A 17,604-nucleotide genomic window follows, 5' to 3' on the forward strand; every position below is an offset into this window, starting at 1 on the left:
TATCCAGGCGCTCCGGGGTTTTCTCGATGCCTGACAGATAAGGCGCGCGGCTGGAGGCAATGGCTCCTTCGTCCGCAACTTGGTCATTCCCGCAATAAATCTGAATGTCCGCCCACCCTAAAAACCGAGCAACCTCCTGCATCTAAATAAAGAAGCAAATGCAGGAGTTTGATCCATGGACGAACAACCCGATCCGAACTCCGACCACGTCAAAGACTACATCATCTGGCGGCAGACGGCCCGGTCCGAGGCGTATCTTCAACGGCTGGCGGAACATGAACGGAGAACAGGGCGAGAGGTGGTGCCGTTCGAAGCTCAAAATTGACGCTGCAGAAATAAGTGGGCCGAGTTATCGGACAGACGAAGGGTTGAATTGTGCATAAATCAGTTTCTAACACTCCGTGAAGTCACAGGAAGCTATTGCTGTGATCATTCAGTTCTTTCATCTTCAATTTTGTGACCTGACGTTCACTTGGAGCGGTGCGAAGCTAAAGCCTTTGCAAAAACGCTACGGATACTCATTTTGGCAACCCTGCTTTTAACCAACCTTCGCGCCAACTATCTGCACAGGATGGAACAGTGAATATTGGCATTTGTGTCTGCGCTGAGGCTGCAGTCAGGCCCGGGCGCAACGTCTGAAGGTCCGCTACCGCTTTGCGAGCTGCAGCATCATCGGTGAGGTGTCCCAAAGCAGCAATCAGCATAAGATGGCTCATTACGAAGTTTGAGCGTACAGATAAAGCTTCTCGGCAAGCCTTAGCCGATTCTTCATAACGCCCAAGGTGAAAAAGCGCGCTAGCCTGAGCAAGGTAAGCAGCGTGGCGCAATGGATCGTGAGGGCTGAGCTCAACAGATTGAACCGCGTGACTTAGTGCTTCCTCTGGACGATCAAGAAGAAAAAGGTTGATGGAGCCCAGCATATGGACCGTTGCGGCATTTGGATTTTGCTCAAGAGCTTGTTTGAAAGCAACCCGCGCGCGTGGCAGGTCTCGCGCCAGCATAGAGATTGAATGCGCAGCGTACGCCAACGCGATGCCGTCTGCACGATCGCTCAACAGAACCCGCTCGGCTGCCTTAATAGCCTCTTTCGGCCCTTCACCAATTGGCTCAAGCCCTTGAACCATTCGCTGAATATGCAACCAAGCCAACAGCCCTGACGCGGATGCGTATTCTGGATCACGCCTCAATGCGAGGTTTGTCAGACGTATGGCCTCTCGATTGTCTTGATCCGTTAAAAGATGGAAATGCGATTGTGCTCGAAGATATAGTTCATAAGCTTCCAAATTTTCCGTAGGTTTTGCCCGCGCTCGGTTAGTTTCGGCGTGCCTTAAAGACGGTTCAATCGCGGTTACGACCTCCAGCGTTACTTTGTCTTGAAGGTCAAAAATATCATCAAGCACGCCGTCGAAGCGGTCTGCCCAGAGATGACTGCCGTCTTCCGCATCAATCAACTGCCCTGTAATGCGGACTCGTTGACCTGCTCGTCTGACTGAACCCTCGAGAACGTAGCGCACTCCAAGAATGCGACCCACTTCGCGTATGTCCGTGCTTTTTCCTTTGAATGTAAAAGATGAATTTCTTGCCACGACCATCAGCCAACGGAAACGAGACAACTCTGTGATAATGTCTTCGGTGATGCCGTCCGCAAAAAACTCCTGTTCGGGATCACCAGACATATTGTCGAATGGCAGCACTGCAATCCCGGGTCTGACATCTGCCTTTTCTGACAGATTGGCAAAAGTGCCCTTTGGCCAGCACCAAACACCAATGCGGCGCGTGATGTTTTTGAGTTCTGTCTGCTCACCGCCATCGAATTTGGATGCGTCACCTCGGTCAAGACTGTTGTGAGATGTGTCCGATATCAAAACCTGATCCGGTTCGGCCAGCGCTTCGAGACGAGCGGCGACATTTATTCCGTCACCAAAAATGTCATCGCCTTCTGTAACGACCTCGCCAGTATGAATGCCAATTCGAAGCTTGATGCTCTCTGGTTTCTGCGCTGACTGTAATGCAATAGCGCAATCTGCAGCGTCTGATGTGGACTTAAACTCGGCAATCCAACCGTCGCCCAAGCTTTTGATCAATGTCCCCCTGTGGGCTTGCAGCAGCGACTGAAGTGTATCTTCACGGAATGATCTAAGCGCAGCAATCGTACCTTCACGGTCATGATCCATCAGTGCTGAATATCCGACGATGTCCGCCGCAAGCACTGTGGTAAGCCGTCTGTCCATTCGTTCCCCCGTTTTGAGGAACTTAGCGCGACACTCAACTTCTGTCAGCCCGACAACTTTGCCTTTGAGCGTTAAACCCTAAGTCCCAAACTGCTCTCAAAATCCATTCCATGCTGGAGATCATCCCAGATGCGGTCGACCAACTCTGCCACCTCTGGATGGTCCGACCAGCGATGAACGTCGATTGGCCGCGAGTGCCATGGGTCCTCTATCTCCCCCATAACCTCCTCCTTCCTCAATGTATTACGGATCAGGAAGGAGGATACTCGGGTCTCTCTATCCTCCTGTTTCTATTCATTACTTATACCTATTCCCCACCCCCATAGAACTCCTGCTAGAGGTCAGGAAAGAGGAGGAGTCAGGGGGAGTCAGAACACCCGAAACCACTGGGGCATAAACGGGGGCATTTCTCGGAGGGTTTAGCCCCAAGTGCCTAGTCTCGTTCCATGTTCTGATGACCTGGCTGGGGTGGTAGGAATCCTTTCCCACCGATGAAACCTATGGGCTTGTCAGCGAAGCCCGAGAAACTGGGGCGGTTTCGGGAGCATTTAGAGGGTCAGCATGGGGCATTCTCGACCGCTGGAGTACCCGTTCACTGCCGCTAGAGTGACCACTAACTGGCGCTGACGGCGTCCGTAGGACTGGTTCAGGGGGCTGACGGGTGGTCGCTGGCGGTTGGGGGGGACGTTCAGGTTTAGTGCAGCGAATGACTGTTCTGAGCTGATAGTGTTGAAAAACTCGATGCCGCTATATTTGCCTCAAAATCTTAGAACAAATTCCTTCCAACTTGGCACTCAGAAGATAATGTTTGAAAAAGTGAGATTTGGCGGAAAAATGTTTCCCCAATTTGGCCTAATCGGTTCGGACACGAAGTTTTTCAACACTGTCAGCCCTAAGCCGACACCATCAGGTCACCCACAAGCAGACGCCTGAACCGCTTTGTCGTTGCGGCGAAGCCAACGTTTCAATTCAATTTGACTTGTGTCAATGCGGTACCGTTCTCAGCCGAGTTCTTTTTTGTTCCACGAAGAAACTTCAGCGAGGGGTGGTTGCAGGGCAATGCTGAATCTCAGATCAATTGCGGCAAAGCGGTCAACGTCAGCACTGAGTGCGCTTGCCTGCCTACTTTTCCTGTCAGGCTGCGAAGAAGCGACACCGCTGGCCGCAACTGCTCTAGTCTACCCTGGGGTAATCGTTGCAGCGCCGGTTCTAATTGCGGCCAAAGACGGGGATATCAGGCAGCCAGTTCTGGTGAAAACGTCTTCGGGCGCTCCACTCACACCAGATTTTAGCGGTGCGGCACGTGCGACGTACACAGTTGAAACATCGACGGTTGTTTGTACTGGAAAACACAAGCTTAACGAACGCACTGTAGTTTTCGACAGCACTGCAGCGAGTGGATACAAGAAGCAATACAAAATACCTCTTGCGTGCAACCAAGGACTAAAGGGGCTTGCATTCTTTGCGCCAAGAACTCCTGCGGACGATGGGCCGGTCACAACGGCCAGCGTGAGCGTCGGACCGAAGAACGTTCCTCTGGACAAGTTTGAAAGACTAGGCGATGAACGGTTTGGTTGCTACGGACCTTTTCGAGCGCGGGGCGCTAACGTCGATCCATTCAGCGTGAAGTGTTACGATGCTGGAAAACCTGATAGCCGCTTAGGCGACTTTTTCAGCGTTTTCGCGCAGACGGGGAACACCAAGAATACAGACGAATTTACCGTTTGGATATTTCCCCCATACTAAATACTGGAAATGATTGCTGGGGCCACAAAGCAGCCCTTCCGAAAGTTGCCACATGCTGCGCTGCCGTGAAAGGCCGGTTTGTCCGGATAGTGTTGAAAATCTCCAGTTTTGGCCCACTCGCTTTTTCGCGATTTCCATCGCGTCAGCAATGTTGGCACCACTTGCCCAGAGTAGGCCATGACAGCCTCTCACATAGCGGAACCAATGCTTTGGCCGACCCCCTGGCCCAAAACTTCAACCGCCTCTCAATGTGTAGTTTTTTCACCGGTTTTGGCCAAAACTGGGGTTTTTCAACGATACCCGCCCGAAGCAGACGTTCGGTACAGGATCGGCAAGCCCGCAAATCATAGCTGGTTTGAAGATCACGCGGTATCATCACTTGGTGGCCTCTTCCGGTTGCACCGGGTAGCCAGCAAGGGTCAGGCCTTCCATTATTTTGTCAATAAGCTCTTTGGGCATCCCACGTGCGCGAAACGGTGCACGCGGATCTGACTGGTATTCGGGGAACTGCTGTTTGATATATTCTACGGTCTCTTCAGCCTTCTTTTGCTGCCCGTTTAGGGCATAGCTGGCCGCAAGACTTGCTTTGTTCATGGGCAATCTACCCGCCGCAGCCAACTGTATTTTGATTGCTTCCTCGTAATCACCGCGAGAAATAGCATCCAGATGCGCCGCATAGGTATAGCCCGAATGCAGTTTTGGGTTGAGCGCCCGTGCCCGGTCGATCCAAGCCAACCCCGTTTCAAAATCACCTGAATAGGCAAAGAAAATACCCAGATCAGCTAGAATCCAAGAGTCATTCGGGTTCAGTGCCACCGCACGCTCAGCATGTTTACGGTAGACATCCATGCTCTCACCCAGCAACCGGCTCCGTACTGCCAGTGCGTAATATGCATCTGGGTTATCGGGATCTGCTTCGATGGCATGTTGAACCGCGTCAAAGCTTTTCTGAGCCCAATCGGGATCAAGGTCGTAAGAGTTCTTTTTTGAATCAAGGTAGTTGTACGCGAGGCGCGACCAACCCAATGAATAGCCTGGCTCTTCCCGCACGGTCCGCAGCAGACAATCGCGTGCCTTTCGGTGCTCGGGCAGTGCAAAGGTCTGATAAAACCAGTGTGCGGTCATAAAGCACTCATATGCATCGAGGCTTTCGGGCGCCTTTTCGCGGATCGTTTTCAGAACATCGGCCTTGAACAATGGGGCATCGCTCGATCCGATAAGCGAGGCAATCTTGCTGGCGACTTCCACCTGCACGTCCAGAACGCTCGCAAGGCTCAGGTCGCTTTCAAAGGGGCCAGGAGCCTGAAGCTGCAGACAAGTTTTTGCATCGGTAAACGTGGTGGTGACGCGAAGCTTGTCGTCAGAACGCTGCACCGTGCCACCCAGTATGTAATCCACAGCCAGCTCATCGCGGATCGCTTGGCAGTCCGCATTTTCTCTGAATGCCTTGCCGGCCCCTGGCGCCAATACGAACAGGTTGGTGAACTTGGCGAGCATCACGTTAATATCGCGGGTCAGGCCATCGCTGAAATAGTCGTCCTGCGGACCGCCGCCGACATTCTCGAAGGGTAGGATCAGCACCTTTGGTCCGGTTGGCAGGGCATAGGCCTCTTCTTTTGGGTAGAACTGGTACGCCAAACCTGCAAGCGCCAGAACAGCTGCAGCAACCACGGCGCCCAATTTTCGACTATCACGCCGCGGTACCGGCTTAACCGCCTTGTCCGCTGGCCAAGTCCAGAGTTCCACGCTTCGAGTGATGTTCTTCAACTCGTGGATGCCAGAATGCCCGAACTCGACATCCAGCTTTCCTATGACCATTTCGGCAACCGGTTTCGATACAACGATCCCGCCGGGGGGCGCCAAGGCCTCGAGCCGCGCAGCAACATTGACCCCATCACCCAGCAAGTTATCACCCCGGACCATTACATCACCAAGATGAATACCAATGCGAAACTGCAGCCGTTTGGGCCCTGGGCTTTCCGCGGCGCGCCGGGCCATATCCCCCTGTGCAGCCAATGCCGCCTGTACCGCTTTGACCGGGCTGGAAAATTCAGCCACCACGCTGTCCCCGGCACTACCGAAGATCCGACCGCCATGGCTTGAAATTTGCGCGTCAATCAGTTCCCGGCAGACCGTCAGTTCGGCCAGAGCCGCTTCCTCGTCCTCGCCCATTAGCCTTGAATATGCGACAGCATCCGCAGCGAGGATTGTGGCCAACCGTCGTTCCATAAGAACCTCTCAGTGACTGAGTTTAGCCTAATGGTGAGATTTTTCTATGCGCGTTAACGAGCAGCTTCGAATGTCGACTCTGTCCGCACAGCGGTCACTGATGCTCTGCGCAGCGAAGGTCCAGATAGAGCCCAAAGTAGTCGTTTATTCTTTCGGAGATTCGCTGGTACTTGCCGCTGCAACTGCCGCAAATTGCTCAGCGCTCGGTCGATCGCGAGTTCCTTCAACTTCTGGCATCGCGACCCGCACCTCTTTACGGGCAAAATTTATACCTGCATCGTCGAAAGCAGCCTTTACACGGGCCTGCAGTTCCGCGCGGATAGTAAATTGTTCACCAGGCTTAGTCATGAACTTGCCTCTGACAACCATACCGACATCGTCGAAATCAAAAACTCCCTGGCTCTTAAAGGGTTCGATAAAACTACCCGCGAAAGCCGGGTCGTTCACCATATCTTCGCCGATCTCCTTAAACTTCCGTTTAATGACTTTCGGATCAGTGTCATAGGGTACCGTGAAGCTGAGTTTTACAATGACCCAATCGCGACTGAAATTTGTAAGTTGAGCAATCTGCCCGTACGGGATTGTATGAATGGCGCCGAGATGGTGGCGAAGTTGCATTGACCGGATTGAGATCTTTTCGACGTTCCCCATAGCGTCACCCACCTGCACGTATTCTCCTTTGCGAAAGGCATCGTCCATCAGGAAAAATACGCCGGACAAGATATCCCGAACCAATGCTTGTGCGCCAAGCCCGATGGCAATACCGCCGACGCCGAGACCAGTTACTACTGAATAAGCCGGGAAACCGAACCTTTGTGCGGCCGCGACTATGAGCGCAAAAAGAAAGAGCCCTACAACGATCCAACTCGCAACAGTTAACAAAAGTACCCCTGCCGAGTTTGGCTCCAAACCTCGCGCCCAACTGACAACATCCACAAAAACATTTCCGGCAACAACGATAATCCAACCCAATAGAACAAAACGCAGGACGGCCAGAATATAGGCAACGGTGATCTGAGTATCGCCCGTGAGATTGACGATTTCATCCACAAACCATGCTGCTGCTATCGTGAGTGCGAGCGCAGCAAGCAGAGTTACAAACTGGTTTAGCCTTTTCGCGCGCTCCTGCTCTTGCGTTTCCGCGGTGCCTACCGAGCGCGAAGTGCGCAAAATAGGGATAAACTGCACGGTGAGCAGTATTGTAACCCCGGCCAGCGCGATCCATTGCCAATATGTTTGCTCAAAAACGACCAGCTTGCTCCAGTCCGGCAAGCCTTCGCTCCACCTGAGCGCGATCCCGGGTCCGGGCGTCGTCAGATAGGCCGTGTACAGGCCCGGTGACGAAGTGTCGATGTAAGGCAGTTCGCGTATCGCATCATAATATTCGCGGATATTCTGAGCGGTGCTGGCGGAAAAAAGGTATTCGCCGGTGCGCGGCCCGCTTTCGACAAGAGCAATTGTTATTGGGGTATTCGGGACGCGCCATTTGTTTGGCGTTTCATCGTCAACGGATGGCGCCTGAGTGATGTCCGGTAGCCCTATACGATCAAAAATTTCATCCAACAGTAAAGCAACTTCAATGGACTGGCTGCGCCGGATTTCAGGCGGAAACAGCGACATGTCAATCGTCGCCGCTGCTCGACGTAGAGGCAGTATTGTATCCGATCCTTTAGCATCAGGCTGCGTTGCGATCTTGTAAACATCGGCCATCGCGGCAACAAAAGCTTGCAAGGTCGCCTGCGGGCTTCCGGTCTTTGGTGGCCGAAGGGGGTGTTCCACAGACTGCGCTAAAGCCACCGAAGAAAGTAGCGTTAGAATGGTGAATGCTACAGCGCAGATGACGCGGTTCGAATGAAGCATTTTTGAACCAACTTTTTTGAATATCAGTTACTTACATAGCTCGTCTGGCGACGACATAAAATTGTCGGCACATCCGAGGATATATCGGGGTCCAAATTGGCAATTTTGCAAATGCGGTGCAGCCAAGTAGCGGACCAAATTATCATCTTCGAATGCCGCTCGTCATCAGTTGGATCCGATAACGATGTGGTCTAAAGTCTCTAAACACGGGTAACCGATCAGGCGCATTCGCTCTACGGGCCTGGCACTGAACGTTGACTGCAAAAGACACTGTGATACTCCAACGGCTATATCATCTCCTAAACGCTCTCTGTTTTCGGTGTCGCGATGGCCATCTCCTGCGTGTACTCGGAAACGATTTCAGACGTGCCTGCAGCAACTGCTGCTTGGTACTTCTCCGGATTGACAATGAAATAGCAAAAGGCTTTTTCAGTTTTGCCCGCTAATTCGACCGCAATTGTTTTGCGAACATAAGTGTTGCCTTCGCGGTTGATGGGGTCGTAACCCTCAAGGTTATCAAGCTCTTTCAATCCCTGCGCCGTCACGCGGTACACCTCGCCGCGGACATGTTTGCCCGAACCTTTCTTATCCACCAACGTCGCCATGCGATGTAGGAAACCACAATTAGGATTGTCGCAGGCCGGTTCTTTCTGCACGATCAACGGCATGGTCTGTGTAGTTGTCGCCGCGCCAACAAAATCGCTCAGCAGCTTTGCGTTTTTCTCATAATTCGGGAATCCGCGCTTCAGCGACCCATACGTAAAGTAGAGGTATGTTGTGTCATTGTCGTCGTCCAGCGCGTCGTCTTCATCTAAATCCTCCTCCTGCGGCAGATCACTACGCACGTTCTCGGCCCACTCGTTGAGCAACTTCCGGGTTTCGTCTGAAAGTTCGACGTCAGGGTCCAACAACATCCGCATGCAACTCAGAACCTTGAAGTCGCCAGTGTCGAGGATCAGCCTGATGATATCTTCTGCGCCGTTCTTGATGGCAACGTGCATGGCAGAGTAGCCAGCAATGTTGACACTGTTCACGTCGATACCGAGTTTCAACAATTCTTCGACAGCGGCGACATGTTCAATGCCGTGGGTGGTTCCTGTGCCCAGTGTCTCGCCGGGGCCACCGCAAGCAAAATGCAGCAATGTGTCTTTTGTTTCGTGATCGAGTACATTCACACCAACCACATCTTCCCGTATCATTCTGAAAATACGATCCCACAGTAGGTGATCGCGCGACATGGACGCTTCTTTCGCCCATTTGATAATGCGGTCCGGTTGATGGTCCAGATCATCAAATGCAATGTTCAGAGCCGTGACGATTTCGCTAGGAGTGGCCATGGCACCGATACCCATTGTGCCATTCGAGAGTTTGGAGCGGCGCGGCCCCGCAAATGTTCCTCCAAGACGTTTTAGGATAGCGACATTGTTCTGCGTCGTGATGTTGTTCCACATATTCGTATTGCAGGCAGGGCAAAATATGACGGGTTTGGTGTGATACTGCCAGGCGACAAAAACCGACGTCAGCAGCGTATCTCCGATCCCATGCGCAATTTTCCCCATAGTGTTACATGTAATTGGTGCCACAACCACGCAATCCGCCCAATCGCACAATGCGAGGTGAGAGGCGCGCACCGCCATATCGAACTGCGTATACCGGAAGTTCCATTCATCGCTGTCGCGGTATACATCTTTGGGGGTGATGTGGTCGTAAATGTCGTATGCCTTTTCGTCTCGTTCTTTCACATCTCTGAAAAAGTGCTCTGCGTGGGGTGAAGGGATCAGTTTCACGTTGTGACCAAGGTCGGTGAGCTTCTGCACAAGTTCCGGCACTTTATCCGCCGCAGAGGAGCCGCAAGCGCAAAGCAACACATTGCGCTTCCCGTCGCGTGGCTCCGTCAAACCGCCCTTGGGATATCCGTAGTCATTGTGCTCCAGGCTCGGTGTCTCGGTTTTTAACAACACGCGCAAGCCGGCCTTCTTGATGTCTTCCTGAAGTCGCCCGGCGATATAGGCATCCATAATGTCTTTTCTTTTGCCGAGGTACTCGCCTTCGAGGAACAAATACGGCACCGTGGGTTTGCTTGTCATTTTTTCAAGCTGCCGCCGCATGCGTGTCGCAAGCGTACTGTCGCCGGACACATCAACCTCAACCAGATCCTCGGCGCCGATGTTGTTCAAGACACTATGCAGCATGTAGGACCACGGATCTTCGTCGTCATAAAAGAGGATCAGTTTATGGTCTTTTAACAGCTGCTGGACATCGCCCGGGTCACGCGGCATTTCTTTTTCTTGAAGTACGACCATCTCGGGATCATTGTTGTCGCGCAGCCCATGAAAGAGAGCTGTGCGGGTTATCTGCCAGACTTGCGAAGTTGCAGGGCTCATATCCACGAGGGTGACGTAATCGGTGTCCTCATTGTATCCGATACAAAGGCACCAGAACTCCTGCAAAAGCGCTGTTTCTGTGAAATCGCTACTGGGCAGAGCCACGGCATTGTGTCCGAGTACCTTGTTCAGATCGATGTTGATCTGCAAGTGACGCTTTTTCTGGTGCGGTTCGTCTTTATCGGGAGAATCAAAACTCTGGTCCGGCTTATGCGTCTCAGGAGATTTAAGGGTTCGCAACTGCGCCTCGAACCAAGCCTCCGCCGTGTCCGGGCTTTCTTTTGTTCTCGTGTTGAACGAATGAAACTCGGCTTTGACGTGCAGATCTTCCATTTTAGCAAGATACTTCCGCGCAATTTTGCTGAGCTCTGCGGCCGATCTGACCTTGCCGAGCGACTCCGTGTAGGAAAGTTCTGCCACCCGCATCAGCTTGTCTTCGCTGGCACCGTGATCTCCGAAAATCTCGAAGCTTTCCGCAAGAACACTCAAACCGTTCAAGTTGGGTGTGGAGCGTCTGAACATCTCATGCCGTTTGTCATTCGAGATGCTTAGATGAATGGTGCTGTCCACGTAACGGATCTCACGTTTGATCGCTTCGAGTTCGGTTGCGACCGCACCGCGGGCTGAGAACCGCAAGATTCCCCTTGCGCGGTGCGAGCTTCCGTCGCGATCGGACATCGCTTCGTAAAGCCGGCCGACCGTTGTCACCCACAGCTTGCCATACTTCTCCGGGTGAACATCCATCATATGCAGCAAGCCGGTGCTCGGGTTGCATTTGGCGATCACGGCAAAATGCCCCCCGGGCATCGGACGACCGTGTGCAATGCCGACCTGAAAATTGGCAACAATGATATCGTCTTTGCCCGCAACACGCTCGGATTCGAGAATGGCTTCCATCAACGTTTCCGCGCTGGTTGTTTCAGGGTCCATGAAGAAAGGCGTCACTTTGACCCGATCCCGAAGACCAACCGTGTGGATGTAGTTGCAAGCGATATCGAAAAGCTCACCCAGCGCGATACCCGTGTTGACGACATAGGAACTCGGCAAGTTGACCTTCCGGAAGATGTCATTGACCTCGCAAGAGAAGCCAAGTGCGGTCATACTCAACGCCGCAGCAGTAACGCTGCAGCAATTGATGGATTGCTGGAAGTCCTGCATGTAGACATTCACCAGGTCGCCAAAGAGCGTTGAGACAAATACTTCGCGTGTCTCGTTCTTCAGATCGCTCCATTTGTTGCGCGACAAGTAAGCCAGAGTTGTGTTTTGCTCTGCTTGGGCGGTCAGGCCAACCGGCAGTTCCGTATATGCAAGGTGCGCCTCGTAAAAATAATCTCCCGTTTCGGCGCGCGCGAGCTTCTCGTCAGTTTGCAAAAGGGCGATATTGCCCTCGAGCACAACATACATCCCGCTTGGCGGCAGGATATCTCCTTTGGCGACGTTTAAGACATCGAATGATGCTCGCAACTCGAGGGGTTCGCTTAACGTCACCGCATCCGGCAACGCCTCAAGAACGATAGCCCATTGATCGTCGCTTACAACCTGCGTTGTTTCGGTCCCCAAGGATTGTGTCTCGGTCATGGGTTGTATCCTTTCCTGCAGGTGCGATCAGTTTTAGGTCGCCGCCGTTTGATAGGGTTTTTTGCGTATGACGGGCATTGCGTTGAACAGGCTCGCCGCCTCTGCCGTCGTTCGAAGTGATGTCAATGCTTCGTTATCTGGCATCCCGCGCGCTTTGTTTGTCAGCGCTCTGGTCCGTTGAATATGATATTGCGACCATGGTGTCGGTTCGTCCGCGGTGTAGTCTTCGAGGGCTGTCGCCAAACGCTCTGCGTCCTCGAAGGCCTCTGCGTTCAGGCAAGCTTGTATGGCATTTCGGTAAAACCGAAAGTAGTTGTGACCAACACAACCCTTTGCAAGCAATGCTTCTCCTTCCCGCAGAATTTCAATGCGTCGCGCGGCATTTGATGTCGTTAGGGCAACCGTGGACATCACCCAAGGGCCTATAAAAGTATCGAGCGCCATTTCGCGCACTTTCGTCAGCGCGTCCTCGGCAAGCCTCTCTGCTTCAATGTCGTTGCCCTGTTCGAACTCTATGCGTGCAAGTGTCTCTTCCAAAAAGGGAAGGAACCGTTTCGCGCCGATGCGTTCGGCTAGTTTGCTGCCCCTGTCGATCTCCGAGCGTGCTTCGGCATACCGCGCCATCGAAGTGAGGATCCAGCCCGCTGTCAGTCGAGACACGATTTCCGGACGATGTGTTCCGAGTTTTTGCGCCAATTCGGCTGACTGCAAGGCGCAGGCCAGCGCCTGCTCGGTCTGGTTCATGTAAATTTTTGTTGTGGCCAACATGAACAGATTAGCACTCTGTACTGCACCCAGACCATGTTGTTCACAAAGCTGCAGGCAGTTTTCTATGACCTCATGAGCGGTAAACATCCTGCCACGCGCATAAGCGGCGTCGCCCAACCCGCTGAGCGCCAGGGCTTGCCTTTCCGGCAAATCGGCTCTCTGCGCATATTCAAGCGATTTGAAATGTTCTTCCTGGCAACCGTCTAGATCACCACGTGGGAAATGCAGGCTCCCACGCAGATAGTGTATATTGCTCAACTCAGACAAAAGCGTGCCGCCTTCGGCAATAGTCTGGGCTTCGTCGAGAACCGCGTACGCTTCATCGATCCGGTCCAGGATACGCATGGCGGCAGCGATGCCGATCAACGAACGGCATTTGTCCAACGCATGCGCTGCGCAGTCTTGTGCCTCGCGGAAGCATGTGATGGATTTCTCACTGTCACCTGACTCCCGCAGAACATCGCCTTTGACCCGCAAAAGTGCACCACGCGTGTCTAGATCGGGATCGCAGTTCAACCCCTTTTGTGCAAAATCCAGAGCATCATCTGATTGGAATGCATCTCTTGCGTCACGCGCCGCCGAGAGAAACGCCTCAGCGGCGCGCGGGTCTTCGGCGAACGAAAGATGTTGCGCATAAAGTACGACGCCGCGCTTCTCAAACCAATTTGCGGCTGCCAAATGCAATGCGCGCAAGTCTTTCCGCAGAATAGTACTGAGAATGGCATCCCGTATCAGAGCATGGGCAAAAAGATATCCGTCGTCGATGGGTTTTATCAGGGCTGCGTCCAGCAATGGGCGCTCGTCGTAAACGCTCACCTCTGCAATTTGCGTCACGGCGCTCATCGTAAAACGCTGCCCCAACACGGCTGCCGCATGCAGTATTTTCTTGTCTTGCGGCGCAAGTCGGTCAAAGCGGGCCTGAATCAAGCTTTGGATCGAACTGGGAACCAGCCCATCTACATCGTTCGCGTGGGCCAACATCTGAACCAGAAAAAGCGGGTTACCCTGCGCCTTCTCGATACACTCATCGACCATTTGGTTCGTGACGCGAATGGTCATCTGTGCAAGTTCCATCGCATCAGCCGATTTCAGAGCGCCCAGGGTCATTCTTCTTACACGCGCTGAACTTTCGATCGGAGCAATATCCATGTCCATCACGTATCCTTCCATACGTGATGTAAGCAAAAGAAAGACCGGATTGGCCTGACTTTCATCGACCAGAATATTTATCAAGGGCAGCATTTTGGGATCTGCCCAATGGACATCCTCCAAAACAATCAGTTGCGGTGTTTGCGCTGAGAAATGACGCACGACGCGTCTGATGGTTTCATGCAACCCTTCCACCCGAGCGGTGTCACTCATGGCACCAAGCATCACCGACATCTCAAGATCAGGTTTCACGCCCAGAATCTGAACCATGAAAAGTGTGGAAATCTCATTCAGGACGTCTGCCTCGGTCAATCGCTTGATCACGGACATGACCGCTGATTGTTGAGCGTGCTCTCCCAGACCACACATACTGCTTATGATTTTGTTCACGGGCGACTCTGCATCTCCCAGACCAAAGTCAAGAAACAGTGCGGAATGCCTGTCAAAACCTTTCGCTTTTGCCTTTAAAAGAGTTTCCTGAACCAGCCTCGTCTTGCCGATACCCGCATCTCCGCGCAGGTATACCGTTTCACCAGTACGCCGCGAGATGGTTCCGTCAAGTGCTCGACCCAGTAGCTCGACTTCTCGATCACGTCCGACAATTTTGTTTTGTGCGACCGCCCGACCGAAGCCGACAAACCGATGCGCCAGCACGGGGCTTTCGTACCCTTTAACCTGTAAAGAGACTGGAGCGTCGCAATGAATGCTTTGACTGAGAGACAGAAATATCTTGTCGTCAATCAGTGTTTCTTTTGGGCCAGCCTGATCAGCAAGGCGGGACGCTAGGTTCACAGTATCTCCAGTCACAGTAAAGTCTTGGTCTTTTCGTTGTCCGTAACCGCGCTTGGAGAAGAGAACGTTGCCAGCTGCAGCACCAATATGAACAGTCAGTTCACGACCAAATCTTCGAGATATCTCTTCCATGGCGCGGTGCATCTCGACGGTTGTCCGCAACGCCCGTTCACTATCGTTGCCAAATGAGACCGGCGCGCCGAAAACCGCCATCACACAATCGCCGATATGACGGTCCACCGTGCCACCCATGCGGATCACAATTTCATTGAAGCGATCATACAAGCAAGACAGCACATCGTGCAGATCTTCCTTGTCCAGTTCGCGCGATAACTGAGTATAGCTGCTGAGGTCGGCAAAAATGGTAGTGACGTCTCGCCGTTCAGCTTCAGAGGAGCTTTCAAGGTTTGTCGATGTGGGTGCAGTGACAGTTGGGTCGTATGTTTCCGCGGCCTTTTTCAGGCCCGCCAGGATTTTCTTCCGGTGCCCCAGAGAAACGATGCCGATTTCCTTCAATTCATCGAGGGTCAGATCGCCAATAAGTGACATATCAATGTCGTTTTGAACAAAAGCATCGAGGTATTGAGAAAACCCGATGTTGCTCAGTATTTTTTCAAGTTCATCCACCGAACAGTCCCGCAAGTACCCTTGTCTGATCTACTACTTTCACTTGTACTAAAGCAATCGTTAACCATTGAGTCGAATGGATCAAACGAGCTACTTGTTCGTGTTTGATCTGAGCAGGATAAACAAAAGAGTTCTGACGGATCGCAAATTCTGTTTTGGCCGATTGTCATCAAATCTCGAATAGAGGCCAGATACGGTTTCGTTCGCAACGCGGACGTTACTACAAATCAAGTACCGCGCCACGCACGGCTGACCGTTTGCGGGAAGCTAGATTTCAGTGCCATTTGGAACGATAATTATCGGCATTGGCAGTTTGTAGTAGCTAGACTGTTCAGACGATTGTCGGCTACGTCCGCTTAACAGGCATTCATTAAATTCTACCGAACGGCTGCTTGGAGCCCATAGCAGCCACTAAGTTGTGCTAGCTTTCGAGGCGAGAATTGCACTCGACTCGTTATTTACTTTTGAATTTCCGTAGAGTGCTTCCTGCAGTAGCCATTTGCGAACGGCGCGGACAGCTCTGCGTCTTCCCGCGCGTTGGTTCGTTGCTAGGTAATAGCCTCCAAAATGAAGCTCTATGTCATTCAGGCGAACCAACGCTCCTGTTTCTTCCTCAGTTTGACATAGGTGCTGGTCCATTAGAACCGCACCCAGCCCCGCAACCGCGGATTGGATTGCTAGGAGAGCTTGTCGCGTTCTGAGACAACATCGCTCTACACAACGTAAGGTGCCAGTTGGTCGTCCAGACGAAGAGCAGTTAGTGGCCGACATGATCGAATTGACCCGCCAATATGGCCGATACGGATACCGTCGGATCGCAGCGCTGCTGAGAGATCCGGGCTGGCATGTGAACGATAAGCGCGTCGAAAGACTTTGGCGACGAGAGGGGCTGAAAGTGCCGATGAAACAACCAAAGAAGGGGCGGCTTTGGCTGAACGATGGATCGTGCGTCAGGCTTCGACCCGAGTATCGCAACCATGTCTGGTCATATGACTTCGTGCATTGTCGGACCGATGACGGCAGGGCGTTTCGGACATTGAACATCATCGACGAACACAGTCGAGAATGCTTGAGCATTCGCGCGGATCGGAAACTGAACTCGGGCAATGTCATCGATGCCTTGAGCGATCTGTTCATCCTGCGTGGCATCCCGTCGTTCATTCGGTCTGACAATGGCCCGGAGTTTATTGCTCAGGCCGTCCAAGAGTGGATCAAAGCGGTTGGCGCGAAGACCGCGTACATCGAACCAGGGTCACCTTGGGAAAACGGATACTGCGAAAGCTTCAATGCTCGGTTCCGAGATGAGTTCCTGAATGGCGAGATCTTCTACAGCTTACGCGAAGCCCAAATCCTGATCGAAGAATGGAGAAAGCACTACAATACCAAACGACCCCACAGCGCTCTGGGCTACCGCCCACCGGCACCGGAAACAATCGTCCAGATGGACCCAAGGCCAATCATGCACTAACAATCAAATTGGACCACTCAAGTGGGGCTGATCAGACCAGTTCAGTCTCTGCTCGACTATCATGGCCAAACATCCCCGACTGAACTAATCAATTGTGTTCGGCGTCCGAAAAGCATTTCCGTCCCCAGAGATTTTCTACCAGGCTAATCCTGCAAAGTCTTGCTCCTACAATTTAGACAGTGCTGTACAAGTAGAAAAGCCCGCCGAGCGGAGCCGGCGGGCTTAGAACGATAGCGTTGTTCCAGTGAGTGGTTATCGCTCTGAACTTTGAAGTTCACATCCCATTATTTTTGATCTCACGACTTTCTCAACCTACCAATTAGACTAGACTTGCACACACTTTGCTGGCCTTAAGTATTGCTAGTTCATACAAGGTCCTTACTGTTGTTGGGAAACTTAAAGAGATTGTGGAAACTGTAGCCTATCAACCTGTTCGCGAGTGCCCTTTGTGTCTTTCTTTAGTCTACCAAGGGCGATCTCTAGAGAGGCTACATCAGCCTTCGTAGCAATTATTCGCGTAGTCTCGATTGATTTTGTCAATGAGCGAAAACCGAACAATGCAGCGGCTCCATTTAGCTTATGCAAGTGGGAGGAAAGCTCACTTCTTTCGCTCAAATCGGTGACCTTCTCATGTTGTAAAAAGAAATCTGACATCTCTTGGAAGAAAGTAACCGCCCGATTTAGGCCGCCTTGCGGTTTTCGGCAGATGCTGGCAGCCAGTTCCAGGGAAGCAATTCGTCGAGCCGGTTGATTTTATGATCGTGGATACGGC

8 protein-coding genes and 2 pseudogenes are annotated in these 17,604 nt (G+C 52.4%); 3 read left to right on the plus strand and 7 right to left on the minus strand.

From position 1 onward, the window contains the following. Positions 1-175 precede the first annotated feature (175 nt). Entirely contained in the window at positions 176-325 is a 150-nt protein-coding gene (locus tag AC2FIR_RS23300; protein WP_496763345.1) for a hypothetical protein, read from the plus strand. Between the two features lie 193 nt (positions 326-518). Here the strand turns inward: AC2FIR_RS23300 and AC2FIR_RS23305 are convergent, their stop codons facing one another. After that, a complete protein-coding gene (locus AC2FIR_RS23305; RefSeq protein WP_170611818.1) occupies positions 519-2,231 on the minus strand; it encodes an adenylate/guanylate cyclase domain-containing protein in 1,713 nt (570 codons plus the stop codon). Positions 2,232-3,290: 1,059 nt separating this feature from the next. On the opposite strand from AC2FIR_RS23305, the gene AC2FIR_RS23310 reads away from it, so the two are divergent. Then, entirely contained in the window at positions 3,291-3,977 is a 687-nt protein-coding gene (locus AC2FIR_RS23310) for a hypothetical protein (protein ID WP_496748177.1), read from the plus strand. A gap of 375 nt (positions 3,978-4,352) precedes the next feature. On the opposite strand, the gene AC2FIR_RS23315 is transcribed toward AC2FIR_RS23310, so the two are convergent. The 5 genes and pseudogenes from AC2FIR_RS23315 to AC2FIR_RS23335 all read right to left on the minus strand — a co-directional run bounded on the left by AC2FIR_RS23315 (position 4,353) and on the right by AC2FIR_RS23335 (position 15,364). Next, positions 4,353-5,744 (minus strand): hypothetical protein, encoded by a 1,392-nt coding sequence (locus tag AC2FIR_RS23315; RefSeq protein WP_480915348.1) that lies wholly within the window; start codon positions 5,742-5,744, stop codon positions 4,353-4,355. 54 nt (positions 5,745-5,798) lie between these two features. Next, positions 5,799-6,206 (minus strand): annotated as a pseudogene (locus tag AC2FIR_RS23320) (adenylate/guanylate cyclase domain-containing protein); the annotation flags it as partial. A 144-nt stretch (positions 6,207-6,350) separates the two neighbouring features. Beyond that, on the minus strand, positions 6,351-8,066 hold the full coding sequence (locus AC2FIR_RS23325) for a mechanosensitive ion channel family protein (protein WP_496748052.1): 1,716 nt from the start codon (positions 8,064-8,066) through the stop codon (positions 6,351-6,353). Positions 8,067-8,365: 299 nt separating this feature from the next. Next, positions 8,366-12,028, minus strand: a complete 3,663-nt coding sequence (locus AC2FIR_RS23330; RefSeq protein ID WP_480915339.1) for a flavoprotein — start codon at positions 12,026-12,028, stop codon at positions 8,366-8,368. A gap of 33 nt (positions 12,029-12,061) precedes the next feature. After that, positions 12,062-15,364: an adenylate/guanylate cyclase domain-containing protein gene (locus AC2FIR_RS23335; protein WP_496763349.1), complete on the minus strand. Its 3,303-nt coding sequence runs from the start codon at positions 15,362-15,364 to the stop codon at positions 12,062-12,064. 679 nt (positions 15,365-16,043) lie between these two features. Here AC2FIR_RS23335 and AC2FIR_RS23340 point away from each other — a divergent pair. Further along, positions 16,044-16,832 (plus strand): annotated as a pseudogene (locus tag AC2FIR_RS23340) (IS3 family transposase); the annotation flags it as partial. A 396-nt stretch (positions 16,833-17,228) separates the two neighbouring features. Here AC2FIR_RS23340 and AC2FIR_RS23345 read toward each other — a convergent pair. Further along, the gene (locus AC2FIR_RS23345) at positions 17,229-17,552 is read right to left on the minus strand and encodes an Hpt domain-containing protein (RefSeq protein ID WP_496763353.1); all 324 of its coding nucleotides are present in this window, start codon (positions 17,550-17,552) and stop codon (positions 17,229-17,231) included. Positions 17,553-17,604 lie beyond the last annotated feature (52 nt).

The sequence above is a fragment of the Ruegeria sp. CDSB136 genome (assembly GCF_059610965.1).